The following is a 23,150-nucleotide window of genomic DNA, read 5'->3' on the forward strand; positions in this document are numbered from 1 at the left end:
CGTGCCGGCTTGCTCAAAGCAGCGCTTTCGGGCGACGATGCCGCAGCAGCGGAGCAACGCTGCCATTTCCCCAGCGGACTGACCGGTTCGTCCCCACTTGGAGCAAAAAAATGAAAATGATCGCGTGGTTGATGTTGGCGGCGGCGATTCTGCCGTTCGTGTCAACGATAGTCGCCAAGGCGGGGGGCGCGAAGTTCGACAACAATGAACCGCGAACCTGGCTGGCGCGTCAGGAAGGTTGGCGCGCGCGTGCCAACGCGGCGCAAATCAATACCTTTGAGTCCCTGCCGTTCTTCTTCGCGGCCGTGTTGTTTGCCTTGTACATGCAGGCGCCGCCCGCGCATGTGGCAACGCTGATGGCGTGCTGGCTGGGCGTTCGGCTGGGCTATCTGGCCATGTATCTGGCCGGTTGGGGCGCATTGCGTTCGCTGGTCTGGGCGATTGGCATGGGCTTTGTGATCGCCATCCTGTTCTCGGGCGTCTAAACCGCCGAAACGTAGCGCGGCCCGGGCGGGAACGCATTGCCGCCCGGGCCGCGCGCAAGCGGCGCAATCGCGCTGCTTACTTCCATTCAAAGACGGCGCGGGCAGTTCCGGTGTTCTGCACGGTGACGTCGCGCGCTTGCGCCTTGCCTTCATACGTGGCCGAAATCTTATAGGCGCCTGCCGGCAGCTTCACCAGCATGTACGGGCCTTCGGCTGTGGTCTTCAACACTTCCTTGCCGTGCGCGTCATGGATGGTGACGCCCACGCTGGCGACATAGTCCGCCTTGCCGTCACGCTGGGCGGCAAAGGTCAGCGCCAGAGGATAGTCGCGGGCGGCGGCTTTCATGGCTTCGGATTCATCAATGCCGATTCCGCCGCTGACATACTGCACCGTGCCTTGATGCTTGACCGGGGGCAGCTCCGCGTGGGCGGTCGACAGGACGCCAGCAAGGGCCATGCTGCCCACCGCCATCATGGCGGCCAGGGTGCAGCGTTCAATGCGCTTGTTCATCAGGTTCTCCTGGAGAGGAACACAAGGGTTTCGACCGGAGCGCGGGCAGGGAGTTCGCATCGGCAGGTGGGTGCCACGAAAATGCCAGCCGACTTTCGCCGCTGATGGACCCGTCTGGGGCGAAACGCCGTTCCTCCAGCGTGCCCGCGCCGTCGTCGTGCAACGCCAGCACGCTGGAACTGCGGGTGCCATAGTTTGGACTGACGATGAAGGGGCTGCTCAATAGCTTTTCACGATCCAGCGGCAGGCCGGTGGCGGGAAGCTCGTTGTCTTCCGCGCCTTGGCGGTCTGCCAGCGCCTCGAACAGCGCGGGCAGATCCGGCTGCGGTGCATGGTCCAGCACGGCCGTGAAGGCGGCCTTGGTGCGGGCGAGCTTCGGCCACGGGGTGTCCAGCAGATGGTTGGACAAAGCATAAATCCCAGGCGGCAGCGCGCACGGGGCGCCATTGCGGTTGCTCAGATACCAGGCCTGGCGCACGTCGCCCACGATCAGATTGAAGCCGTTGTAAGCCTGATCCGTTTCATGGACGCGGGCCAGGTATTCGTCGGGTGATGCCGTGCCCCGCAGGAAGTCCTCGACCAGCGCGCCGCGCGAGGGAGCGGGGTCCAGGTGCCTGCCCGGTTCGCGGAAATTCGTCACCAGCGCGAAGCGGCCACCGGTGGTGACTCCCATCCAGGTGCCGCCGGCCAGGCCGTCGCGGCCCGCATAGACCTCGGGTGCATCGGCCCATCGGGTGGCGGGCTGCGTCGGGCGCGCGTGGAATTCGTCGCGGTTGGCGGCAATCAGGACAGGGACGCCTGGCAAGGCATGCAAGGCCAATACGGCAAGACACATGGTTCAAACCTGGTGGACGGGGTGTTTGGGCGAGGCGGCCCCTGGCGTGTGGGCAAATTCCGGGCCCGCCAGGGTGGCACGCAACGATTCGATTTCGGCGGCGACGTCGGCCAGACCGGGCGACGGAGCCGTAATGGGAGCGGCGGGCGGTGGCGTGCCCTGGTCGACCGCCGCGCTCATGGCGTGCAAGGCCTCGGCCAATTGCGCCACCTGGGCGGCGCTGGGCGGGGCCTGGTCGGCGGGCAGCGACCATGCGGTGTCGGAAATGGCGTTGGCGATCCGTTCCAGCGCCACCTCGACCGGCCACCAGGCCAGCGCACGGCGGCTGACCAGGCGCGGCTCGGACAGGCCGCGTTGCAGCGCAATGCGCAGATCGGACAAGCGTGCGTAGGCGCTGGCGCGCAGGCTATGGCGGTTGCCGGGCGCCGTCTGGAAGACCGTGTTCAGATAGGCGGCCAGGGTATCCATAGCGGCCGACACGGCGTGATCCAGATTGTGGCGTTCGATGCGTATCCAGGGCAGGTAACCCACCAGTAGCACGATGGCGGCGGCCACGCCCACGTCGACCAGCCGGGCCAGCGCGATGGTCCAGGTGCCGGGTTGCAAGGCGCCGATCAGCAGCATCAGGATGGGCACCAGAATGGCCGAGAACAAGCCGTAATTGCGGCGGATGGACCAGGGCAGCAGGGAGGCCAGCAGCGCCAGCGTCAGCAGGCTGGCGACGCCGCTGTGGTCCACGGCCAGCACCGTGGCGCTGATGGCCACGCCCACCAGGCTGCCCGCGCAGCTTTGCAAGGCGCGCGCAAACACCGAGCCGAAGTTGGGCTTGAAGATCACGACCACGATCAGCGGCACCCAATATGACCGGGGCAACGCTGCGGCCAGCGCCACGGCTTCGGCGGCGATCAGGCACAAGGCCAGCCGGATCAGGTAGCGCACGGTGGTGGGTCCGGGCCGGTAGGTGCGAGCCAGAACGCGCCACGGCGTGCGGGGCCGGACTGGCGTCAGCGTGGCCAGCGGGTCCGCATCGGACGGCTTGGCGCCATCCAGCAACGGCAATGCCTGCGCCAGCGCATCCGCCAGTTGCGGCATGTTCGCCAATCGCAAGGCGGCAATGTCGTCGCCGGCATCGGGATCGGCGTCGTTCTCCACGCGATCCGCCAGCCGGTTCATGACGCGCGCGCAGTCGTGCGGCAGGACGCGGCCAACGCGCGCCAGCGACAGCGCGGCATTGGTCAGCGGCGTGCAGGCCTGCAACTGCGCGGCCAGCCGGGCCAGCCGGGGTGAGGGGCCGGCGGCGCGGCCCCGGGCGGCCAGCACGGTGTCGTAGGCGGTGGTCATGGCCGCTTCCATGTCGCGCCGCGCGGTCATGGTGCGCGACGTGCCGATGGCGGCGAACATGGCGGCCAGCTTGCGGTAGGCCTGGGCGACGGCGGCGCGTTCGGGAGCGATGGGGTTCACGACCCAGCCCGACAAGGTCAGCGCCAGTCCGAACAAGCCGCCCGCGCCCACCAGCACCGACGGCATCCAGGGAGGCAGGGTGGAGGTCAGGCTGGAGCCGACGATGACATACACCGCGAATTGCAGCGTGGCGACCGCGGCGATGTTGTTGAAGGTACCGACCAGGCTGGCGATCAGCACCAGCACGGTCATCGCGGCCGACGTCAGCAGGCCGTGTCCGGCCACCAGATTGCCCAGCAGATAGCCCAGTGCGCCGCCGAAGACGGTGGACCCGATGGACAGCGCCCGGTTCCGGTAAGGACCGCCGTTGTCGCCGGTGATGGCAGGCAGTGCGCCCAGCGCCACCAACGCGGCGGCCGCGCTTTGATCCAGCACAAGCCCCACGGCCGAGGGCAGGCCGATGGCCAGCGCCGCGCGCAACGCGACCCAGCGGCTGACGGGCGACGGTTCCATATGCGCCAGGCTCATCAGCCACCGCATATTGGAGGTGCGCGCGCCTTGGCTTTTCAGGGGGCGGGACACGGTGGTCTCATGGCGTGGGCGGGATCAGGCCTTGATCAGCGGGGCGACTTCCGGTGCGGCCAGGCGGAAGTAGTCTTCCGTGTTCAGCAGGATGGAGGCGTCCAGGCGTCCGGCGTTGAACACGATTTCGTCATGGCGGTCGCGCAGGCTGGGATCCACCAGCAGATGCAGGTCGGGGTTGAAGGAAAACGGGGGAATGGCCCCGATCTCGCAGCCCGTCAACTCGCGCGCCAGATCCTGCGAGGCGAGCGACGCCTTCTTGCCTCCGGCCGCGCGGGCAATGGCGTCCAGGTCGGCCTGCTTGTCGGCCGGGAACACGGCCAGCACGTTCTTGCGCAGGTTGGACGAGATCTTCACGCGGCAGACCAGCGCCTTGGCGCCCTGGCTGACCGCGGTGCCGCGGATGGCGGCGACTTCAACCGAGCGGCCGGCAGCGGGATGTTCGATCAGGCGGTGGCGGGCCTGGTTCTGGGCAAGTAGCGCTTGCAGGCGTTCAAAGACTTCCATAGGGGGGGCAGCGGGGCAATAGAACGGGCGGGCGCCGGGAGTCGGCCCCGCACATCGCATGATACGCCCGCAAGACGCGCTCAGATTTCGCCGGTGAAGGCGTAGCCCCAACCCCAGACAGTGCGAATAGGCAGCTCCAGGTTCATGTCCTGCGCCTTGCGGCGCAAGCGGCTGACCACCACGTCGGTGCGCCGGATGGACTCGCGGCCCGCTTGCGGATCGATGCCGGGCGGATCGCTGCGAGGCAGCCGCTTGTCGGCCGATGTCGTCAGCTTCAGCAGGAACTCGCGTTCCGCCAAGGTCAGCGCCAGACGTGCGCCTTGCGGGCTGACGAGCGTCCAGGCGGCGTCATGGAATTGCCACTTTCCGGTGGAGTCGCCAGGCGCCGCCACGCCGCCGGCGCGTGGTTCAGCCTCTGGCGAGGCCTGGCGGCGGCTGACCGTGGCGGGCACCCGGCGGACCAGGGCTTGCAGCGCCGCGGCGATTTCCGCAGTGGCCACGTCTGGCTGGAAGCAGGCGTCGGCGCCGCAATGCAAGCCCAGGATGCGGTTTTCGGGGGAATCGAAGGTAGAGACGGCAATGATGCCGGCGGTGGTGTCCATGGCGCGCAGACCTGCGACGGCCATGCAGAGATCGGATAATTCGGCTTCCATCACCAGCAAAGGCGTGCGGTGCGCCTGGAACAGGCGGAACAGGCCATTGGAATCCTCGCAACGGCGGGGCGAAAAACCCATGCCAGCCAGCGCGTCGCTGCGGCGCACTCGTTGGTCGGGATCGGGAGAGAAGACGATCAGGTCTAGTAGGTCATTCATGAATCGTAGTGATCTGTGCAGCTTGAGCGCATGCATGATGCTACGGATACATCGAATTCCTAAACCTCGCACAACGCCCGTTTCGTACCCGAATTCTCAGACATGATTGCGCGGAGCCTGTTACGCGCACGCCCGAACGTGCGGGGGCGGGCGCTTTTACCACGGCGGACGCACGCGGCTGACCAGCGGCTTAAAGACTGGGCACGGCAGCCGGCGGCGCGACGGGTTCGTTCCACCAGCCGCCGCCCAGCGCTTGCAGCAGGGCGGCGGTATCCGCGTAGCGTGCCGCATCGGCTTCGGTACGCGCAATGCGCGTCTGCAAGAGCTGGCGCTGGCTGTCCAGCAAGTTCAGATGGCTGATGCCGCCCGCCTGGTAGCGGCCTTGCGCGATGCGTTCGGCGTCCGCGGCGCGGCGCCAGGCATCGTCATAGGCTTGATAGGCCTCGCCGTCGGTCTGCACGGCGCGCAAGGCGTCGGCCACTTGGCGCAAGCCTTCCAACACCGTTTGCCGGTACGCCGCCGCGGCAGCCTCGTAGGCGGCTTCGGCCGACCGCTTGCGAGCGCGCAGTTCACCGCCGTGGAACAGCGGTTGCACCAGCCCAAGCCCCAGGCTCCACACGTTCAGCCCATCGGACAGATCGCCCGCGTGGGTGCGCTGCGACCCGAAACTGGCGGTCAGCGTGAACTGCGGATACTGGTTGGCGGTGGCCACGCCCACATCGGCCGACGCCTTGTGCCATAGCGCCTCGGCGGCCAGGATGTCCGGCCGCTGGCGTGTCAACGCGGACGGCACGCCGGTGGGAACCTGGGCGGGCAGGCTCAGGTCGGCCAGCCGCAGCGGCGCCATGGCAAGCGCGGCAGGCGGTTGGCCCAGGTAGATGGCCAACTGATGCGTCACCTGCGCCAGTTGCTTGTCCAGCGGGGGCAGCGTGGCACGGGTCTGGGCGACCAGCAGTTCCTGGTTGCTCAGATCGGCTTGCGCGATGCCGCCAGCGTCCAGCCGCTGCCGCATGATGTCCTGCTGACGCACCTGCGCCGCCAGCAATTCGCGCGTGGCAGCGGCGCGTTCGGACAGGTCGGCTTGCCGGATGGCGGCCGTCACCACGTTCGCGGCCAGCGACATGCGCGCGGCCTGCAATTCGTGCGTCTGGTAGTCCACCTGCGCCGCCATGCCTTCCAGCACCCGGCGGTTGCCGCCAAATACGTCCAGCGTGTAGGACACATCGATCGAGGCGTTGTACAGCGTGAACGGCGGCGGCAATTCGGCCACGGGCACGCCATAGGCAGAGGGATCGACCTTTTGGCGCGCAACCGACAGCTTGCCGTCCACTGACGGCAGCATCCGGCCGCCGGTTTCGGCATTCAGGTCTTCGGTGGCCTGGCGCAGACTGGCGCGCGCCTGTTCCAGCGTGGGGTTGGCATCCAGCGCCTGACGCACCAGTCCGTCAAGCACATCGGAGTGAAACAGCTTCCACCATTCTCCGGGGATATCCGCGCCCGCTTGCAGTTGCTGCGCGCCAGAGACGGGCGCGGCGTCGTGCGTGGCGGTATAGGACGCAACTTCCGGCGCCGCGGGCGTCTTGAAGTCAGGCCCGACCGCGCAGCCCGAGACCAGCGCAAGCAGGCTCAGGGTGGCCAGCGTCGGGTAGCGGCGCGGCAGCGGACGGAGTATGAAGGGCGGGCGGGCTAGGCGAGGCATGGCGCGTCAATCCAGGGTTCGGCGATAGAACTTCACGGCGGCGGTCATGACGACCAAGGTGAACAGCAACAGCGGCCAGATGCTGGGCCACAGGTCCCACCAGCCGTTGCCCTTGAGCAGAATGCCGCGGATCAGCCGGTTGAAGTGCGTCAGCGGCAGCAGGTTGCCCAGGTACTGCGCCCACAGGGGCATGCCCTTGAACGGAAACATGAAGCCGGACAGCAGCATGTTGGGCAGGAAATAGAACATCGTCAGCTGCATGGCCTGCAACTGGTTTTGCGCGATTGACGACAGCGTGATGCCTACCGTCAGGTTGGCCGCCACGAACAGCAGCGCCGCCAGATACACGGACAGCAGGCTGCCCTGGATCGGCACATGGAAGACGTAGTGCGCGGCCAGCAAGATGATCGTGGCCTGAATCAGCCCGATGGCGATGTAGGGCACGATCTTGCCTGTCATGACCTCGATCGGCCGCACCGGCATCGCCAGCAGGTTCTCCATCGTGCCGCGCTCGCGTTCGCGCGTCATGGCCAGCCCCGTCATCATCACGAGCGTCATCGTCAGGATCACGCCCATCAGTCCGGGCACCGTGTTGTATTGCGAGATCTGCTCTTCGTTGTAGAGCTGATGCACGCGCACGTCGAACGCCGGTTGCCCGCCCGCCAGTGCGGCCAGTGGACCGGTCAGGTCTTTTTGCGCCACGGCCTGGGTCAGCTGGGTTGCCGCCCCAATCGCCATGCCCGTGGCCATGGGGTCGGTGGCGTCGGCTTCGATCAACAGGGCGGGGCGTTCACCGCGCAGCAGCCGGCGCGAGAAATCCGGCGGGATCGTCACCACGAACAGCACGCGGCCCTGGGCCAGCGCGGCACGCCCGGCTTCCTCGTTGTCCAGTTCTTCGGTGATGTGGAAGTAGTCGGACGATTTCATCGCCGCGATGAAGCTGCGCGTGAACGGGCTGTGATCCGCCGTGATGACGGCGGTGGGCAGCTGTTTGGGGTCGGTGTTGATGGCGTAGCCGAACAGTGCCAGCTGCATGATGGGCAGGCCCACGATCATGCCGAAGGTGATGCGGTCGCGGCGCAGTTGCAGGAATTCCTTCAGCACCATGCTCCACCAGCGCGACCACGAGAAGCCTTGCAGATGGCGCATCATGGGGGGCTCGCGAAGTTGTCGGTGGAACGGTTCATCAGGAAGATGAAAACGTCTTCCAGGCTGGTGTCAATGCGTTCCAGCCGCAGGTCCTGGCCCTCGATGGCGCTGCGCAGCGTACGTTCCAGCAACGGGGCGTCCTGGCCGCTGACGTGCAGCGCGGACCCGAAGGCCACGGTCTGGTCCACGCCTGGCGCGCCGCGCAGGCGCTGGCCCAGCGGCACCAGGTTGTGGCCGTGAATGGCCCAGGTGGTCAGACGCTGCTCGGCGATCACTTCGTCAGCCGTGCCTTGGGTCAGCAACCGGCCATAAGAGATGTAGGCCAGCTTGTGGCAGCGTTCGGCTTCGTCCATGTAATGCGTGCTGACCAGCACCGAAATGCCGCGCGCAGCCAGTTCATGCAATTGTTCCCAGAAGTCCCGTCGCGCCGTTGGGTCCACGCCGGCCGTCGGTTCGTCCAGCAGCAGCAGCCGGGGCTCGTGCAGCAGGCAGGCCGCCAGCGCCAGCCGTTGCTTCCACCCTCCGGACAACGACCCCGTCAACTGATTGGCGCGGCTATGCAGACCCAGGTCTTCCAGCGCGCGATCCACGGTTTCCTTGCGGCCCGGCATGTCGTACATCCGCGCCACGAAATCCAGGTTCTCGCGGATCGTCAGGTCATCCCAGTACGAGAATTTCTGCGTCATGTAGCCCACGTGCCGCTTGATCTGGGCGCTTTCTTGCAGGATGTCGTAGCCCAGGCACGTCCCGCTGCCCGAATCCGGCGTCAGCAGGCCGCACATCAGCCGGATGCACGTGGTCTTGCCGCTGCCGTTGGGCCCCAGGAAGCCGAAGATCTCGCCTTCGCGCACGCGCAGCGATACGTCGTTGACGACATGCTTGTCGCCAAAGTGCTTGTTCAGGCCGCGCACATCGATGACGGCTCGGTCAGTGTCGACGGCTGGCGTGTCCGGGGCCGCGGCCGGGGATTCCTGTGCGGTCATTGCAGCGTCGCCTCGACGGGTTGGCCGGGATGCAAGCGCGCCGCCACGTCCGGCGATGGCCGGGCTTCCACCATATAGACCAGCTTGCTGCGGTTTTCCCGGCTGTAAATGACGGGGGGCGTGTATTCGGCCTGGTTCGATACGTAGTCGATATGCACCGGTATCGGGTCGCCGCAGCCGTCGCAGCGCAGGCTGGCCTGCTGCCCGACCTTCAGCGATCCCACCACGGTTTCCGGCACGAAGAAGCGCACCTTGATATTGCCGGGCGGCAGCAGGCTGACGACGGGGCTGCCCGCCGGCACCCATTCCCCCACTCGGTACATCGTGTCGAAGACGGCTCCGGCGGCCGGGGCGCCAAGCTGCTTTTGCGCCAAGGTCCATTCGGCCTGGGCCAGCGTTGCGCGGGCCGCTTCCACCTGGGCGGCCTGGGCACGCCGCTGGTCGTCGCGGCCGGGCAGGGCGGCCACTTCCAATTGTGCGCGGAGCTCGCGCACGCGGGCGGCGTCCGACTGTGCCTGCTCGCGGCTGTCATCCAACTGCGCCCGCGCAATGCCGCCGATGCGAAACTGCGCGTTGTCGCGTTGCAGTTGCGCGGCTGACCGGCGGCTGGCGGCCTCGGCCTGGGCCAACTGGGCGCGGCTGACGTCCACTTCGGGCGGACGTTTGCCGGTGGCGATGTCTTCCAACTGTGCGGTGGCCGCCGCCAATTGCGCGCTGGCCTGATCGCGGGCGGCGCGTTCGCGCGTGGCTTCAAGCGTGAAGAGGGCCGCGTCGGCCGTTACCTGTTGCCCGCGTTTCACCGCCAGCACATCCAGCCGGCCCGCTTCGGACGACGCTACATAAACGTAGTCGCCTTCCACATAGCCTTGGTAGAAAGGGGTTTGATCGTTGCCGCAGCCTGCCAGCAGCAAGGCAAGCAAGGGCAAGGCGGGCAGGCAACGAAGCGGAACAGGGCGGGTGCGCATGGTCAGCGTCCTTAAGGGGCGGCCGGGGCGGTAGAAACAGCAGGGGACGGCGAGAACAGCCCGCCGGTCAGCATGGCGATGGCGTGGGCGGCGATCGCGTCGGTGTCGATGGCTTGCGCTGCGGCGTCGCCTTGCCAGATGCGGCGCCACAGGTTGGAGGTGGCCAGCGGCAGCAGGGTCAGACCCAGAATGGACAGGAACACCAGGCGGGGCTCGACGCCCGGCGTGATGGCGCCTTGGCGCTGGGCTTGTCCGATCATGCCGGCAAAGACCTGCAAACGTTCAGAGGGCAGGTGCGGCAGGATGCGTTCGCGTAGTTGCCCGCCTTCATTGACCACTTCGTGCATCCACAGGGCGGGCAGCCAGGGTTTGTCCGTGGCGCTACGCACGATCCGGTTCACAATTTCCGCCAGATAGCCGCGCGCCGTCGTGGCCGGGTCCGGGGCGCTGATGTGGGCCGGGTCCGACGGCAGCGTCACCGGCGCCCAGACGTATCCGATCACGGGCAAGACCTGTTCCAGAACGACCGCGTCAATCAATTGATCCCGGCTCTTGAAGTAGTAATGGACCATCGCCGGCGTCACGGCGGCGCGCTGGGCAATGTGGGCGATCGTGGTGGCCGCCACGCCTTGCAAGGCGAACAGGCCGGTGGCGATGTCCAGCAGCTTGGCGCGCATGGCGGCCGTATCGGGGCGCGCGGGGCGTCCGGGGCGGCGCGGCGCAGGTGGGGGTACAGGGCACATGGCGCTGAGTTTAATTAATTATTTAATTAATTAAAAGAGGGGTGGGTGTCAGGGTTGCAAGGCCGGGCGGCGGGCAAGGATGGTGTAATGGGCCGGTTCCCCAACTCGCCACCCGGGTATTGCCCGCAAGGCCCGGGCGGCTTCCTGTAGGAGGCTGGATTTCATGCCGCAATCATCTTCGATCAACCGCCGCGTCGTGCTTGCCGCGCGTCCGCACGGTGAACCCGCAGACAGCGATTTCCGCTTGGAGACGGGCGAAGTCCCGCAACCTGGCCCCGGCCAGGTGCTGCTGCGCACGGTGTATTTGTCGCTGGATCCCTACATGCGCGGCCGCATGAGCGATGCGCCGTCCTACGCCGAACCCGTTCAGGTTGGCCAGCCGATGGTGGGCGGCACGGTGACACGGGTGCAGGCGTCCAATCATCCTGATTTTCAGCCTGGCGACTGGGTGCTGGCGCAATCCGGCTGGCAGGACTACGCCTTGTCCGATGGCACGGGCCTGCTGCGCCTGGGCGCCAACCCGCAGCATCCTTCCTATTCCCTGGGCGTGCTGGGCATGCCCGGTTTCACGGGTTACATGGGCCTGCTGGACATCGGCCAGCCCAAGGCGGGCGAAACCGTGGTGGTGGCCGCGGCCAGCGGCGCGGTGGGCGCGGTGGTGGGACAGATCGCGAAGATCCACGGCTGCAAGGTCGTGGGCATCGCGGGCGGCGCGGACAAGTGCCGCTACGTGATCGACGAACTGGGTTTTGACGATTGCCTGGACCACAAGTCGCCCGATCTGGCCGGCCGCCTGGCGCGCGCCGTGCCGCAGGGCATCGACGTGTACTTTGAAAACGTGGGCGGCGCGGTGTTCGACGCGGTGCTGCCGCTGCTGAACGCGCGTGCCCGCGTGCCGGTCTGCGGGCTGATCTCGGCGTATAACGCCACCAGCCTGCCTGAAGGCCCGGATCGCTTGGCGTTGCTGATGCGCACGATTCTGACCAAGCGCCTGAAGGTGCAGGGCTTCATCATCTTCAACGAATACGCGCATCGCTATGGCGAATTCCGTGAGGCAATGGAAGGCTTGATCCAGCAAGGCCGCATCAAGTACCGCGAGGACGTGGTCGATGGCCTTGAAAACGCGCCCCGGGGCCTGATGGGTCTGCTGAAGGGCGAAAACGCCGGCAAGCGCATTGTGCGCGTTGGCCCGGACCAATAGCGCGCAACACAACGGAGTGCAACATGAAAATCCTGATCGTGCTGACATCCCATGACACACTGGGCAACACCGGCCGCAAGACGGGCTTCTGGCTGGAGGAGTTCGCCGCGCCTTATTACGCCTTCGTGGACGCGGGCGCCGTGGTGACGCTGGCTTCACCCAAGGGCGGCCAGCCGCCGCTGGATCCCAAAAGCGATGACCCGGACGCGCAGACCGAGGCCACGCACCGCTTCCGCCAGGATGCCGAGGCGCAGCGTTTGTTGGCGTCCACCCGTCGGCTGGCCGATGTGCAGGCCGCCGACTACGATGCCGTGTTCTATCCCGGCGGCCATGGACCGCTATGGGATCTGGCGGAAGACACGCATTCCGTTGGTTTGATCGAAACCATGCTGGCGGCCGGCAAGCCGGTTTCGGCCGTGTGCCATGCGCCTGGCGTGCTGCGCCATGCCAAGACCGCTGACGGCAAGCCCCTGGTGCAAGGGCGGCAAGTCACCGGCTTTTCCAATGCGGAAGAGGCCGCGGTGCAATTGACTGATGTCGTGCCGTTCCTGGTCGAAGACGAGCTGATCCGGCTGGGCGGCGTGTACAGCAGCGGGCCCGATTGGCAGCCCCATGTGGTGAGCGACGGACTGTTGGTGACGGGGCAGAACCCGGCGTCCTCCGTCGGCGTGGCACAAGCGTTGCTGGACCGCTTGAAGAACTGAGATCTGTTTGGTCGGCATTGCTGCGCAGTGTGTCAGAATTGCTACTTTCTGACACACGCGCGCCGTTCCGTTGCAACGCCGCGCTTCATTGCCTGATGCCCCCAGACGTACCCGAATACCCCGATGGTTCCTGTGAGGCCGCGCTGTTCGCTGCCATGCAGGCGCGTGACCCGGCCACTGGCCGTCATTGCGACCGAGTCGTCGCGCTGAGCGTCGCACTGGCCCAGGCCTGCGGCCTGCCCAAACCCGAACAAGAGGCCGTGGCCGTTGCGGCAAGGCTGCACGACGTGGGCAAGATCGGCACGCCCGATCGCGTGCTGTTTTCGCCGAAGCGGCTGGAAAGCGAAGATTGGGAAATCATGAAGTCGCACGCCGCGGTCGGCGCCGACATCATCATGCAAAGCGCGATGCCGCAGCGTGATCTGATCGCCCACGCGGTGCGCCATCACCATGAACACTTTGATGGTTCGGGCTACCCGGCCGGCTTGGCGGGGCATGATATCCCGCTGCATTCGCGCATCATTTCGCTGGCGGATTCCTACGATGCGCTGGGCGACACGCGGCCCTATCACCCGGCGCGTTCGCACGCCGAGATCATGCGCATCCTGCATCGCGAGGCCGGATCCAAGTGTGATCCCGACTTGCTGCGCCTGTTTGACGCCATGATCCAGAAAAGCCCGCTGCGCGTGCCGTAACGGCACGCGCGGGCGTCGACGGCCTTACTTCTTCAGGCGGTAATGGGCGGCAACCACCGCCAATTCCTGTAGCGTGCGTTGCTGCCAGGCGGCGTCGTGGCCCAGTTCCTCAGCCAGGATGCGCGCCACTTCGGGGGCGGCCAGCATGGCGGCCTCGCTGTCCAGGAACAGCGCGCGGTTGCGCCGCGCCAGCACGTCTTCGGCGCTGCGCGCCAATTCAAAACGCGCGGCGAAGCGAACATGGGCTTCGGATAGGCCGCTGGCATTGACCAGCATGTGATCCGCGCCGGGCAGGGCCTTCAAGGTGGCAAGGTCGCTGCCGTAATAGCTGTCCGGCGTGCCGGCGTGTTCCTGCGACGGCGTCAGTCCCGACGCGCCATGCAGGGGCAGGGATTCGGTGCGGCAGGTGGCTTGTGTCAGCAGTTGGTGCTGGATCGCCGTGTCCACGACGTCCTGCGCCATGCGGCGATACGTGGTCCATTTGCCGCCCGTCACCGTCACCAGTCCGGCGTTGGACACCAGGATGGTGTGCTCGCGTGACAGTTGCTTGGTGGACGCTTCGCCCGTGGCCTTGACCAGCGGACGCAGGCCCGCCCAGACGCTGGTGACGTCGTCGCGCGTGGGCTTGCGGCTAAGGTAGCGTGCGGCGGTGCTCAGGATGAAGTCCACGTCCTGGGCGCCGGCTTCCGGGTCCAGCGGCAGGTCATCGCGCGGTGTGTCGGTCGTGCCCACGATCGTGTGGCCGTTCCATGGCACCACGAACAGCACGCGGCCGTCGTCCGTCTTGGGGATCAGGATGGCGCGGTTGCCCGGCAGGAATTCACGCGGCAAGGTCAGGTGCACACCCTGGCTGGGCGCGACCATGGTTGGCGCGTTCTTGTCTTCCATGCGGCGCACGGCATCCACCCACACGCCTGTGGCGTTGATCACGCAACGCGCGCGCAGCGAGAAACTGGCGCCGCTGATCACGTCTTGCGCCGTCACGCCGTCGACCTTGCCATTGCCGGTGGTCAGGCCCGTGGCGCGCACGTAGTTCACCGCCGTGCCGCCCAGGTCGAACAGGGTGCGCATCAGGCTCATGGCCAGGCGCGCGTCGTCGAACTGGCCGTCGTAATAGAGCACGCCACCCTTCAGGCGGCGGCCATTGACCTCCTCGGCCAGCGTGGGGGCGTTGGCCAGCGTATTGCGGCGCGACAGCCAGCGGCTGGGCGCCAGATTCAGCTTGCCGGCCAGCATGTCGTACATCTTCAGGCCGACGCCGTAGAAGGGCTGGTCCAACAGGTTGTAGGCCGGCACCACAAAGCCCAGCGGCCACACCAGGTGCGGGGCATTGCGGTTAAGCAGGCCGCGCTCGTGCAGCGCTTCGCGGACCAGGCTGACGTTGCCTTGCGCCAGATAGCGCACGCCGCCGTGTACCAGCTTGGTGGCCTTGCTGGATGTGCCCTTGGCAAAGTCGGCGCCTTCGATCAACAGCGTGCGGTAGCCGCGCGAGGCGGCATCGACGGCGGTGCCCAAGCCTGTCGCGCCACCGCCGATGACGATGACGTCCCAGGACGGCGTGTTGTCCAGCGTGGACAACAGGCGGTTGCGGTCGGGAGGGGTGACGTTGGCAAGCGGTTGGTTCATAAGTCGTTGCGGCGGGGCCGCCAGGTAATAGCGTGGTTATTGTGTGCCGGGGGCCGCAGGCAGGTGCGTGGCGTGGCTGCGGCCTGCCCGTTCAAGCGTTGGATGCCGAAGTATTCGTGGGGGACGCCGCGACCTCGCAGCGCACGCCGGAATCCAGCAGCACTTGCGCCAACGGCTCTTGAGGATGCGCGTCGGTAAAGAAGCGGTCGATCTGCGAGATATGCGCCAGTTCCACCATGGCCTGGCGTTTGAACTTGCTGCTGTCGGCCGCCAGCCAGACCTCGCGCGATTGCTCGATGATGGTTCGCGCCACGCGCACTTCTCGGAAGTCGTAGTCGCGCAGCGTGCCGTCGGCTTCAATGCCCGAAATGCCGATCAGTCCGATATCCACTTTGAACTGGCGGATGAAATCCATCGTGGCTTCGCCCACGATGCCGCGGTCGCGCGAACGCACCACGCCGCCGGCCACGATGACTTCGCAGTCGGGGTTGTCGGACAGGATGTCCGCCACGTGCAGATTGTTCGTAATGACGCGCAGGCCGCGATGGCGCAGCAGGGCGCGGGCGATGGCCTCGGTGGTGGTGCCGATGTTCAGGATCAGCGAACAGCCGTCGGGCACGGCGCGCGCCACCGCTTCGGCGATGCGCTGCTTGCCGGCCGCATGCAGCCCTTGGCGCTTGCGATAGGCGATGTTCTCGATGGTGGACGCTTCGATGCGCACGCCACCGTGGAAGCGCGACAGCAGGCCGGCTTCGGAAAGGATATTCACGTCGCGCCGCACGGTTTGCAGCGTGACGTCAAAGCGTTTGGCCAGCTCTTCGATGGATGCCGAGCCCTGGGCCCGCACCATTTCGATCAAGGCGCTTTGTCGTGGATTCAATGTCATGTGTGAATGATAAAACAACAAAAGCGAAAAATAATGCCGCACTGCAAGATTGTTTTTTGTTCGCTTCTTGGGTAAAACGCACAAAAAACGAAAGCTACCTGAAAGAGTATGCTCATCCTGTTGCGCGCGTTCGCGCATAGGCTGGCCGCTGTACCGAATACCGAAGTCCGTTTGAAAAAATAGGGACGTATAAGTAGGTTGAGGAGACTAGATGCAGCTGACCCTGGACAGGATTGGTTTGCGAGCCGGCTCGCAAACGCACCTGACTCCCATGAGCCTTGCGCCCGTTCCGGGTGCGATGACGGTGCTGCTGGGGGTGACCCTGGCTGGCAAGACCTCCTTGATGCGGATCATGGCCGGGCTGGACCGGCCCACTGAAGGCCGAGTGCTGGTCGACGGCGTGGATGTCACGGGCGTGCCCGTGCGCCAGCGCAATGTCGCCATGGTGTATCAGCAGTTCATCAACTACCCGTCCATGTCGGTCTACGACAACATCGCGTCGCCGCTGAAGCTGCGCGGCGAACGGGACATCCGCGAAAAAGTCCGCGCCATGGCTGCGCGCCTCCATATCGATCACCTGCTTGAACGCTATCCCTCTGAACTGTCGGGCGGGCAGCAGCAGCGCGTGGCGCTGGCACGGGCGTTGGCCAAGGACGCGCCGCTGATCCTGCTGGATGAGCCGTTGGTCAACCTGGACTACAAGCTGCGCGAGGAACTGCGCGACGAACTGTCGGAATTGTTCGCGGAAGGGCGGTCAACGGTGGTCTACGCCACCACCGAACCGGGCGAAGCACTGTTGCTTGGAGGCCACACCGCGGTGCTCGACGCGGGCGAACTGCTGCAATACGGTCCCACGGCCGAGGTCTTTCACCGGCCGAATTCCATCCGGGTGGCGCGTGCATTCAGCGACCCGCCCATGAATCTGTTCAGCGCGCGTCGCACCGCCACAGGCTTCGTCCTGCAAGGCGACGTGGCCGTGGACCGCAGCCTGCCGCCAGAGACCGGCGCGGACGTGACTGCCGGCTTGCGCGCTGGCGCGCTGGATGTGGAGCCCCGCCCCGGCCATATCGGCTTGCCCGGCGTGGTGAAGCTGGCCGAGATCTCGGGGTCGGACACCTTCGTGCATGCCGAAACGGCGGCGGGCGACGTGGTCGCGCAACTGCCGGGCGTGCACCGGTACACGCTGGACCAGCGCGTACAGCTGTATTTCGACCCGGCCCAGACCTATGCCTTCGGCGCCAACGGCGCGCTGCTGGCCGCGCCCCGGCAGCCTGCCGGCGCCGGGGAGGCAGCCTGATGGCGAAGATCGAGCTGGACCTCTCCCATTCCTACGTGGCCGACCCGAAGACCGACGAGGACTACGCGCTGCTGCCGCTGAAGTTCACCTTTCGCGATGGCGGCGCCTATGCCTTGCTGGGACCGTCGGGCTGCGGTAAGACCACGCTGCTGAATTGCGTATCGGGCCTGCTGCATCCTTCGCATGGCCGCATCCTGTTTGACGGTCAGGACGTCACCGCCAAGACGCCGCAGGCGCGCAATATCGCGCAGGTGTTCCAGTTTCCCGTTGTGTACGACACGATGACGGTGGCCCAGAACCTGGCGTTCCCGCTGCGCAACCGGGGCATCGCGCCCGACCGCATCCGTGAACGAGTGGGCCGCATCGCCGAAATGCTGGAAATGTCCTCGGTGCTGGACCGCCGCGCCAGCGGCCTGACGGCTGACGCCAAGCAGAAGATCTCACTGGGCCGCGGCTTGGTGCGCAGCGACGTGTCGGCCATCCTGTTCGACGAACCGCTGACCGTCATCGACCCGCAGCTGAAATGGGAGCTGCGGCGCAAGCTCAAAGAGATTCACCACGAATTCAAGCTGACGTTGATCTACGTGACCCATGACCAGACCGAAGCGCTGACCTTCGCGGACCAGGTGATGGTCATGGCGCGGGGCCGCGCCGTGCAGGTAGGCAGCGCGGATGACCTGTTTGAACGGCCCGCCCACACCTTCGTGGGCCACTTCATCGGGTCGCCCGGCATGAACTTCCTGCCCGCGCAATGGCGCGATGGCGCGCTGATGGTGGGGCAAAGCCGCGTCGACGGCGTGGAGGAATCGCTGGTTGCCAGACTGGCCGGAGCCGGCCCGGTCAAGCTGGGCGTGCGCCCGGAATACCTGCGCGTGACCGAACCTGGCGCGGCGGGCGCGGTACCCATGCGCGTGGATCGGGTGCAGGACGTGGGCACCTATACGCTGCTGGTGGCTGACTTTGAAGGCACGCCCGTGCGCGCCCGGCTGGGCGGCAACGTCGTGCCGGTGGCGGCCGGCGGCACGGTCTGGCTGTCGGTGTTGAACCCGCACACCTGCTTCTATCGCGACGAGGTGCTGATCTCATGAAACCCATCGATCACCGGGCCTGGTTCCTGGTCTTGCCCGTTGTGCTGTGCGTGGCGTTTTCGGCCATCTTGCCGCTGATGACCATCGTCAACTATTCGGTGCAGGACATCATTTCCCCTGACCGCCGCGTCTTCGTCGGCACGGAATGGTTTGCCGCCGTCCTCCAGGACGAGGAACTGCACGGGGCCTTGTTCCGGCAGATCGGTTTTTCGCTGGCGGTGCTGGCCATCGAAATTCCGCTGGGTATCCTGCTGGCGTTGTCGATGCCGGCCAGCGGCTGGCGCGCGTCCGCCGTGCTGGTGATCATCGCGCTGTCGTTGCTGATCCCATGGAACGTCGTCGGCACCATCTGGCAGGTGTTCGGCCGCACCGACATCGGTCTGCTGGGTGCTACCTTGTCGTGGCTGGGCGTGGACTACAACTACACCGGCAACGACGTGGACGCCTGGGTGACGGTGCTGGTGATGGACGTCTGGCACTGGACGCCGCTGGTCGCGCTGCTGTGCTATGCGGGCCTGCGCGCCATTCCCGACGCCTACTACCAGGCCGCCCGCATCGACGGCGCCTCGCGCCTGGCCGTGTTCCGCTACATCCAGCTGCCCAAGATGCGCGGGGTGCTGATGATCGCCGTGCTGCTGCGGTTCATGGACAGCTTCATGATCTATACGGAACCCTTCGTGCTGACGGGGGGCGGGCCGGGCAACGCCACCACCTTCCTGTCGCAGTACCTGACGCAGAAAGCCGTGGGCCAGTTCGACCTGGGTCCGGCCGCGGCATTTTCGATCATCTACTTCCTGATCATCCTGCTGCTGTGCTTCATCCTCTACAACTGGATGCAGCGCGCGGGCACCGCGGGCGGCGTCGACGAGGAGCGTGCCAATGCGTGACCACTCCACCTGGTGGCGTTCCGCCTTCCTGCTCCTGTACCTGGCGTTCGCCATCCTGCCGCTGTACTGGATGCTGAACATGTCGTTCAAGACGAACACCGAGATCGTCAGCACCCTGACGCTTTGGCCGCGCGACTTCACCTTCGAGCATTACCGCACGATCTTCACCGATCCTGCCTGGTATTCGGGCTACATCAACTCGCTGATCTATGTCGTCATCAACACGGTGATTTCGCTGGCCGTGGCGCTGCCGGCAGCCTATGCGTTTTCGCGTTACCGCTTCATCGGCGACAAGCACGTGTTCTTCTGGCTGCTGACCAACCGCATGACGCCGCCCGCCGTGTTCCTGCTGCCGTTCTTCCAGCTGTACAGCTCGTTCGGGCTGATGGACACGCATCTGGCGGTGGCGCTGGCGCACTTGGTCTTCAATGTGCCGCTGGCGGTCTGGATCTTGGAAGGCTTCATGTCCGGCGTGCCCCGCGAGATCGACGAAACCGCGTATGTCGACGGCTATTCCTTCCCCCGTTTCTTCGTGACGATCTTCCTGCCGCTGATCAAATCGGGCGTGGGCGTGGCGGCCTTTTTCTGCTTCATGTTCAGTTGGGTGGAGCTGCTGCTGGCGCGCACGCTGACGTCGGTCAACGCCAAGCCCATCGTGGCCACCATGACACGCACGGTATCGGCCTCCGGCATGGATTGGGGCGTACTGGCGGCCGCCGGCGTATTGACCATCGTGCCGGGCGGCATCGTCATCTGGTTCGTGCGCCACTACATCGCGAAGGGCTTCGCGATGGGCCGGGTCTAGGGGGAGGGCGCGACATGTTCAGTTGGATGGTGTGGACCACCCCCGTTGCCGTGTTCTTTTCTTGCATCGTACTGATGCTGATCGGCATGACGGTCTGGGAATTGAAGTCGCCCACGGTCGAGCGCAAGGGCTTTTTGCCCCTGCGCACCACCCGCGGCGACCGGCTGTTCATCGGCCTGATGGCCGCGGCCTGGCTCAACCTGGCGTATCTGGGGTTTGGGCAGAAGGCGGTGGAGTGGTTTTCGCTGGATGAGCCGCCATCGGTGTGGATCAGCTTCGTGCTGTCCATGCTGTTGCTGGCGTTCATCATGAGGAAAGGCTGAAGGGGCGTTTCGATCCCTTGAGGATAGAAGGACTACGGGCCCGCATCTTCCCCGGCCAGAGGTCCGCAGCACAAGATGGGGAAGGCCATTCGAGGAGACAGGTCATGAAATTGCGCATGCACGCCATGGCGGCTGCTATCGCCCTGATCGGAACGACAGGGGCATGGGCCGGCGAGCCAGAAGCGAAGAAGTGGGTGGATTCCGAGTTCCAGCCATCAACGCTGTCCAAGGACCAGCAGATGGCGGAAATGAAATGGTTCATGGATGCCGCCGCCAAGCTCAAGGCCAAAGGCGTCACTGAAATCAGCGTGGTGTCCGAAACCATCACCACGCACGAATACGAATCCAAGACGCTGGCCAAGGCCTTCAGTGAAATCACCGGCATCAAGGTCAACCACGATCTCATCCAGGAAGGCGACGTCGTCGAGAAACTGCAAACGTCGATGCAGTCCGGCAAATCCATCTACGACGGCTGGATCTCGGACTCCGACCTGATCGGCACCCACTACCGCTACGGCGCCATCCTGCCGTTGTCGGACTACATGGCCGGGGCAGGCAAGGAGTGGACCAACCCCAACCTGGACATCAAGGATTTCATCGGCACCAAATTCACCACCGCGCCCGATGGCAAGTTGTACCAGTTGCCCGACCAGCAGTTCGCCAACGTCTACTGGTTCCGCGCCGACTGGTTTGCCCGCCAAGACCTGAAAGACAAGTTCAAGGCGAAGTACGGGTACGACCTGGGCGTGCCCACGAACTGGTCCGCCTACGAGGACATCGCCGACTTCTTCTCCAACGACGTCAAGGAAATCGATGGCAAGAAGGTCTATGGCCACATGGACTACGGCAAGAAAGACCCGTCGCTGGGCTGGCGTTTCACCGACGCATGGCTGTCCATGGCGGGCGCCGCCGACAAGGGCCTGCCCAACGGCATGCCGGTGGACGAATGGGGCATCCGCGTCGCCGACGACAAATGCACTCCTGTGGGCGCCTCGGTGTCACGGGGCGGCGCCACCAACAGCCCGGCAGCCGTCTATGCGCTGACGAAATACATCGACTGGATGAAGAAGTATGCCCCGCAGCAGGCCATGGGCATGACGTTCTCGGAATCCGGCCCGGTGCCGGCCCAAGGACAGATCGCGCAGCAAATCTTCTGGTACACGGCCTTCACCGCCGACATGACCAAGAAGGGCCTGCCGGTCGTCAACGAGGACGGCACGCCGAAGTGGCGCATGGCGCCTTCGCCCTATGGCCCGTACTGGAAGGACGGCATGCAGAACGGCTATCAGGACGTGGGCTCATGGACCTTCTTCAAGTCCACGAACCCCGACAAGATGGCCGCGGCCTGGCTGTACGCCCAGTTCGTCACGTCGAAATCCGTGTCGCTGAAGAAATCCATCACCGGCCTGACCTTCATCCGCGACAGCGACATCCATAGCGATTTCTTCACGAAGAATGCGGCGAACTACGGCGGCCTGATCGAGTTCTACCGCAGCCCCGCGCGCGTGGCCTGGACCCCCACGGGCAACAACGTGCCGGATTATCCGAAGCTGGCGCAACTGTGGTGGAAGAACGTCGCCACCGCCGTCACGGCCGAAAAGACCCCGCAGGCCGCGATGGACAACCTGGCCAATGAAATGGATCAGGTGATGGCTCGCTTGGAGCGGGCAGGCATGGCGCAATGCGCGCCGAAGCTCAACGCCAAGAGCGACCCCAGCAAGTGGCTGTCCGACCAGCACGCGCCGTGGAAGAAGCTGGCGAACGAAAAGCCCAAGGGCGAGACCATTCCGTATGAAAACCTGCTGGCCGCCTGGAAGGAGGGCAAGGTGCGGTAGTCGGTCAATCATGTGGCAAGCAAGGCGCTGCGGAGACGCAGCGCCTTTTTTTGTTGCTGCCCGATAGCGTCCGGGGGGCGATGGGATAATGGCCGCCAGCCCCGTTTTCCCACGCATCCTTACAGGTCTTTCAACCCAGCATGTCCGCGCATCTTCTTGGCCGCTTGTGCCTGTTCGCCGCCATCAGCTTTGCCTCTGCCTCCCCCCACGCTGCCGGTTTTCAGCGACTGAACCTGCCCATGGACATGAATGGCCCCGGCTTGGCCGGCGCCATCTGGTATCCCTGCGCCGCGCCCACGGCAGACATCAAGATTGGCCGCGCCACGATCCCTGGCGTGCTGAACTGCCCGGTGCCGCCGGGCCAGCATCCGCTCATCGTCATGTCGCACGGTTCCGGGGGTTCCTTCCTGAGCCACCACGACACGGCTGCGGCCTTGGCCAATGCCGGCTTCGTCGTCGCCGCGATCAACCACGTGGGTGACAACGCGCAGGCCCCGTCCCGGCAGGGGTATCTGTCGATCTTTTCCACGCGCCCACGGGAAATGCGTCGGTTGATCGACTACATGACGAGCGCGTGGCCGCAGAAGGCGCAATTGGATCCCGCCAGGATCGGCGTATTCGGCTTCTCGCGGGGTGGCTATACCGGGCTGGTCCTGGCAGGCGCCGTGCCGGATTTCAAGGGTGGCCTTGCCATCTGCCAGGACGCGCCGTCGCTGCCGATGTGCCGCGATATCGCCGGTGGAAAGATCCCGCAGCAGCCCTACGTGCAGGATGCCCGCATCAAGGCCGCCGTCATCGCCGATCCCTTGAACGCCTTTCCGGGTGACGCGCTGAAGTCGGTGCGGATTCCCATACAGCTCTGGGCGTCGGAGCAGGGCGGGGATGGCGTCAGCCCCGCCAGCGTGGAAGCGGTGCGGCAGGGCTTGCCTGTTGCGCCGGATTATCACGTGGCGAAGGGCGCCGGGCATTTTGCCTTTTTGGCCCCTTGCTCGGCGGAGCAGGCCGACGCCTTGCCTGCGGTCTGTCAGGACGCAGCAGGGTTTGACCGGGCGGGCTTCCATCAGGACTTGAACGCCCAGGTCGTGGAGTTCTTCAAGCACCGCCTGTAAGAGCAGGCCTTGCCGCCCACTC

General features: G+C 65.6%; 23 protein-coding genes. 11 read left to right on the plus strand and 12 right to left on the minus strand.

The window, feature by feature from the left end:
* The first annotated feature begins 110 nt into the window (after window positions 1–110).
* Complete coding sequence (locus tag HV753_RS01255; protein WP_175172607.1) at window positions 111–485, plus strand: MAPEG family protein; 375 nt, start codon at window positions 111–113, stop codon at window positions 483–485.
* Between the two features lie 76 nt (window positions 486–561).
* Here the strand turns inward: HV753_RS01255 and HV753_RS01260 are convergent, their stop codons facing one another.
* From HV753_RS01260 to HV753_RS01305, 10 genes are all read right to left on the minus strand, one after another.
* Window positions 562–996: a flagellar hook assembly protein FlgD gene (locus HV753_RS01260; RefSeq protein WP_175172608.1), complete on the minus strand. Its 435-nt coding sequence runs from the start codon at window positions 994–996 to the stop codon at window positions 562–564.
* A complete protein-coding gene (locus tag HV753_RS01265) occupies window positions 980–1,831 on the minus strand; it encodes an NRDE family protein (protein WP_175172609.1) in 852 nt (283 codons plus the stop codon). The genes HV753_RS01260 and HV753_RS01265 overlap by 17 nt, the downstream gene beginning before the upstream one ends.
* A 3-nt stretch (window positions 1,832–1,834) precedes the next feature.
* Window positions 1,835–3,814, minus strand: a complete 1,980-nt coding sequence (locus HV753_RS01270; protein WP_246288109.1) for an FUSC family protein — start codon at window positions 3,812–3,814, stop codon at window positions 1,835–1,837.
* Window positions 3,815–3,838: 24 nt separating this feature from the next.
* A complete protein-coding gene (locus HV753_RS01275) occupies window positions 3,839–4,321 on the minus strand; it encodes a YbaK/prolyl-tRNA synthetase associated domain-containing protein (RefSeq protein WP_175172610.1) in 483 nt (160 codons plus the stop codon).
* A gap of 80 nt (window positions 4,322–4,401) precedes the next feature.
* Complete coding sequence (locus HV753_RS01280; protein WP_175172611.1) at window positions 4,402–5,133, minus strand: response regulator transcription factor; 732 nt, start codon at window positions 5,131–5,133, stop codon at window positions 4,402–4,404.
* A gap of 190 nt (window positions 5,134–5,323) precedes the next feature.
* Window positions 5,324–6,832, minus strand: a complete 1,509-nt coding sequence (locus tag HV753_RS01285; protein WP_246288110.1) for an efflux transporter outer membrane subunit — start codon at window positions 6,830–6,832, stop codon at window positions 5,324–5,326.
* 6 nt (window positions 6,833–6,838) lie between these two features.
* Window positions 6,839–7,984, minus strand: coding sequence for an ABC transporter permease (locus tag HV753_RS01290; RefSeq protein WP_175172612.1), 1,146 nt, complete (start codon window positions 7,982–7,984; stop codon window positions 6,839–6,841).
* Complete coding sequence (locus HV753_RS01295; RefSeq protein ID WP_246288111.1) at window positions 7,981–8,964, minus strand: ABC transporter ATP-binding protein; 984 nt, start codon at window positions 8,962–8,964, stop codon at window positions 7,981–7,983. Before HV753_RS01295 ends, HV753_RS01290 begins: the two co-directional genes overlap by 4 nt.
* Window positions 8,961–9,929: an HlyD family secretion protein gene (locus HV753_RS01300; protein WP_175172613.1), complete on the minus strand. Its 969-nt coding sequence runs from the start codon at window positions 9,927–9,929 to the stop codon at window positions 8,961–8,963. The genes HV753_RS01295 and HV753_RS01300 overlap by 4 nt, the downstream gene beginning before the upstream one ends.
* Before the next feature lie 11 nt (window positions 9,930–9,940).
* Window positions 9,941–10,606 carry a TetR/AcrR family transcriptional regulator gene (locus HV753_RS01305; protein ID WP_246288112.1) on the minus strand — a complete coding sequence of 222 codons (666 nt, stop codon included), beginning with the start codon at window positions 10,604–10,606 and terminating at the stop codon, window positions 9,941–9,943.
* A 229-nt stretch (window positions 10,607–10,835) separates the two neighbouring features.
* Between HV753_RS01305 and HV753_RS01310 the strand changes: the two genes are divergently transcribed.
* The 3 genes from HV753_RS01310 to HV753_RS01320 all read left to right on the plus strand — a co-directional run bounded on the left by HV753_RS01310 (window position 10,836) and on the right by HV753_RS01320 (window position 13,272).
* On the plus strand, window positions 10,836–11,873 hold the full coding sequence (locus HV753_RS01310) for an NADP-dependent oxidoreductase (protein ID WP_175172615.1): 1,038 nt from the start codon (window positions 10,836–10,838) through the stop codon (window positions 11,871–11,873).
* Window positions 11,874–11,896: 23 nt separating this feature from the next.
* A complete protein-coding gene (locus tag HV753_RS01315; protein ID WP_175172616.1) occupies window positions 11,897–12,577 on the plus strand; it encodes a type 1 glutamine amidotransferase domain-containing protein in 681 nt (226 codons plus the stop codon).
* Window positions 12,578–12,672: 95 nt separating this feature from the next.
* Entirely contained in the window at window positions 12,673–13,272 is a 600-nt protein-coding gene (locus HV753_RS01320; protein ID WP_175172617.1) for an HD-GYP domain-containing protein, read from the plus strand.
* Window positions 13,273–13,296: 24 nt separating this feature from the next.
* Here HV753_RS01320 and HV753_RS01325 read toward each other — a convergent pair whose 3' ends face one another.
* A complete protein-coding gene (locus HV753_RS01325; protein ID WP_175172618.1) occupies window positions 13,297–14,898 on the minus strand; it encodes a glycerol-3-phosphate dehydrogenase/oxidase in 1,602 nt (533 codons plus the stop codon).
* A gap of 91 nt (window positions 14,899–14,989) precedes the next feature.
* Complete coding sequence (locus HV753_RS01330; protein ID WP_217481425.1) at window positions 14,990–15,784, minus strand: DeoR/GlpR family DNA-binding transcription regulator; 795 nt, start codon at window positions 15,782–15,784, stop codon at window positions 14,990–14,992.
* Window positions 15,785–15,995: 211 nt separating this feature from the next.
* On the opposite strand from HV753_RS01330, the gene HV753_RS01335 reads away from it, so the two are divergent.
* The 7 genes from HV753_RS01335 to HV753_RS01365 all read left to right on the plus strand — a co-directional run bounded on the left by HV753_RS01335 (window position 15,996) and on the right by HV753_RS01365 (window position 23,128).
* Window positions 15,996–17,081, plus strand: a complete 1,086-nt coding sequence (locus tag HV753_RS01335; protein WP_175172620.1) for an ABC transporter ATP-binding protein — start codon at window positions 15,996–15,998, stop codon at window positions 17,079–17,081.
* Window positions 17,081–18,169: an ABC transporter ATP-binding protein gene (locus tag HV753_RS01340; RefSeq protein WP_175172621.1), complete on the plus strand. Its 1,089-nt coding sequence runs from the start codon at window positions 17,081–17,083 to the stop codon at window positions 18,167–18,169. Before HV753_RS01335 ends, HV753_RS01340 begins: the two co-directional genes overlap by 1 nt.
* On the plus strand, window positions 18,166–19,056 hold the full coding sequence (locus tag HV753_RS01345) for a carbohydrate ABC transporter permease (protein ID WP_169269342.1): 891 nt from the start codon (window positions 18,166–18,168) through the stop codon (window positions 19,054–19,056). The genes HV753_RS01340 and HV753_RS01345 overlap by 4 nt, the downstream gene beginning before the upstream one ends.
* Window positions 19,049–19,861: a carbohydrate ABC transporter permease gene (locus tag HV753_RS01350; protein WP_175172622.1), complete on the plus strand. Its 813-nt coding sequence runs from the start codon at window positions 19,049–19,051 to the stop codon at window positions 19,859–19,861. The genes HV753_RS01345 and HV753_RS01350 overlap by 8 nt, the downstream gene beginning before the upstream one ends.
* A 14-nt stretch (window positions 19,862–19,875) precedes the next feature.
* Window positions 19,876–20,184, plus strand: a complete 309-nt coding sequence (locus HV753_RS01355) for a DUF2160 domain-containing protein (protein ID WP_175172623.1) — start codon at window positions 19,876–19,878, stop codon at window positions 20,182–20,184.
* 104 nt (window positions 20,185–20,288) lie between these two features.
* Entirely contained in the window at window positions 20,289–22,019 is a 1,731-nt protein-coding gene (locus HV753_RS01360) for an ABC transporter substrate-binding protein (protein WP_175172624.1), read from the plus strand.
* A 140-nt stretch (window positions 22,020–22,159) separates the two neighbouring features.
* Entirely contained in the window at window positions 22,160–23,128 is a 969-nt protein-coding gene (locus HV753_RS01365) for an alpha/beta hydrolase family protein (RefSeq protein WP_246288113.1), read from the plus strand.
* Window positions 23,129–23,150 lie beyond the last annotated feature (22 nt).

It is taken from the genome of Achromobacter pestifer (assembly GCF_902859625.1).
GTDB classification, from domain to species: Bacteria; Pseudomonadota; Gammaproteobacteria; order Burkholderiales; family Burkholderiaceae_B; genus Achromobacter; species Achromobacter pestifer.

What these genes read in the sequence shown, in the direction of transcription:
- HV753_RS01295 (WP_246288111.1), bottom strand. Translation starts at nt 8,964, where the DNA reads ATGACCGCACAGGAATCCCCGGCCGCGGCCCCGGACACGCCAGCCGTC.
- HV753_RS01285 (WP_246288110.1), bottom strand. Translation starts at nt 6,832, where the DNA reads ATGCCTCGCCTAGCCCGCCCGCCCTTCATACTCCGTCCGCTGCCGCGC.
- HV753_RS01315 (WP_175172616.1), top strand. Translation starts at nt 11,897, where the DNA reads ATGAAAATCCTGATCGTGCTGACATCCCATGACACACTGGGCAACACC.
- HV753_RS01320 (WP_175172617.1), top strand. Translation starts at nt 12,673, where the DNA reads ATGCCCCCAGACGTACCCGAATACCCCGATGGTTCCTGTGAGGCCGCG.
- HV753_RS01300 (WP_175172613.1), bottom strand. Translation starts at nt 9,929, where the DNA reads ATGCGCACCCGCCCTGTTCCGCTTCGTTGCCTGCCCGCCTTGCCCTTG.
- HV753_RS01275 (WP_175172610.1), bottom strand. Translation starts at nt 4,321, where the DNA reads ATGGAAGTCTTTGAACGCCTGCAAGCGCTACTTGCCCAGAACCAGGCC.
- HV753_RS01290 (WP_175172612.1), bottom strand. Translation starts at nt 7,984, where the DNA reads ATGATGCGCCATCTGCAAGGCTTCTCGTGGTCGCGCTGGTGGAGCATG.
- HV753_RS01340 (WP_175172621.1), top strand. Translation starts at nt 17,081, where the DNA reads ATGGCGAAGATCGAGCTGGACCTCTCCCATTCCTACGTGGCCGACCCG.
- HV753_RS01330 (WP_217481425.1), bottom strand. Translation starts at nt 15,784, where the DNA reads ATGACATTGAATCCACGACAAAGCGCCTTGATCGAAATGGTGCGGGCC.
- HV753_RS01335 (WP_175172620.1), top strand. Translation starts at nt 15,996, where the DNA reads ATGCAGCTGACCCTGGACAGGATTGGTTTGCGAGCCGGCTCGCAAACG.
- HV753_RS01265 (WP_175172609.1), bottom strand. Translation starts at nt 1,831, where the DNA reads ATGTGTCTTGCCGTATTGGCCTTGCATGCCTTGCCAGGCGTCCCTGTC.
- HV753_RS01280 (WP_175172611.1), bottom strand. Translation starts at nt 5,133, where the DNA reads ATGAATGACCTACTAGACCTGATCGTCTTCTCTCCCGATCCCGACCAA.
- HV753_RS01305 (WP_246288112.1), bottom strand. Translation starts at nt 10,606, where the DNA reads ATGCGCGCCAAGCTGCTGGACATCGCCACCGGCCTGTTCGCCTTGCAA.
- HV753_RS01365 (WP_246288113.1), top strand. Translation starts at nt 22,160, where the DNA reads ATGTCCGCGCATCTTCTTGGCCGCTTGTGCCTGTTCGCCGCCATCAGC.
- HV753_RS01255 (WP_175172607.1), top strand. Translation starts at nt 111, where the DNA reads ATGAAAATGATCGCGTGGTTGATGTTGGCGGCGGCGATTCTGCCGTTC.
- HV753_RS01345 (WP_169269342.1), top strand. Translation starts at nt 18,166, where the DNA reads ATGAAACCCATCGATCACCGGGCCTGGTTCCTGGTCTTGCCCGTTGTG.
- HV753_RS01310 (WP_175172615.1), top strand. Translation starts at nt 10,836, where the DNA reads ATGCCGCAATCATCTTCGATCAACCGCCGCGTCGTGCTTGCCGCGCGT.
- HV753_RS01325 (WP_175172618.1), bottom strand. Translation starts at nt 14,898, where the DNA reads ATGAACCAACCGCTTGCCAACGTCACCCCTCCCGACCGCAACCGCCTG.
- HV753_RS01355 (WP_175172623.1), top strand. Translation starts at nt 19,876, where the DNA reads ATGTTCAGTTGGATGGTGTGGACCACCCCCGTTGCCGTGTTCTTTTCT.
- HV753_RS01350 (WP_175172622.1), top strand. Translation starts at nt 19,049, where the DNA reads ATGCGTGACCACTCCACCTGGTGGCGTTCCGCCTTCCTGCTCCTGTAC.
- HV753_RS01360 (WP_175172624.1), top strand. Translation starts at nt 20,289, where the DNA reads ATGAAATTGCGCATGCACGCCATGGCGGCTGCTATCGCCCTGATCGGA.
- HV753_RS01260 (WP_175172608.1), bottom strand. Translation starts at nt 996, where the DNA reads ATGAACAAGCGCATTGAACGCTGCACCCTGGCCGCCATGATGGCGGTG.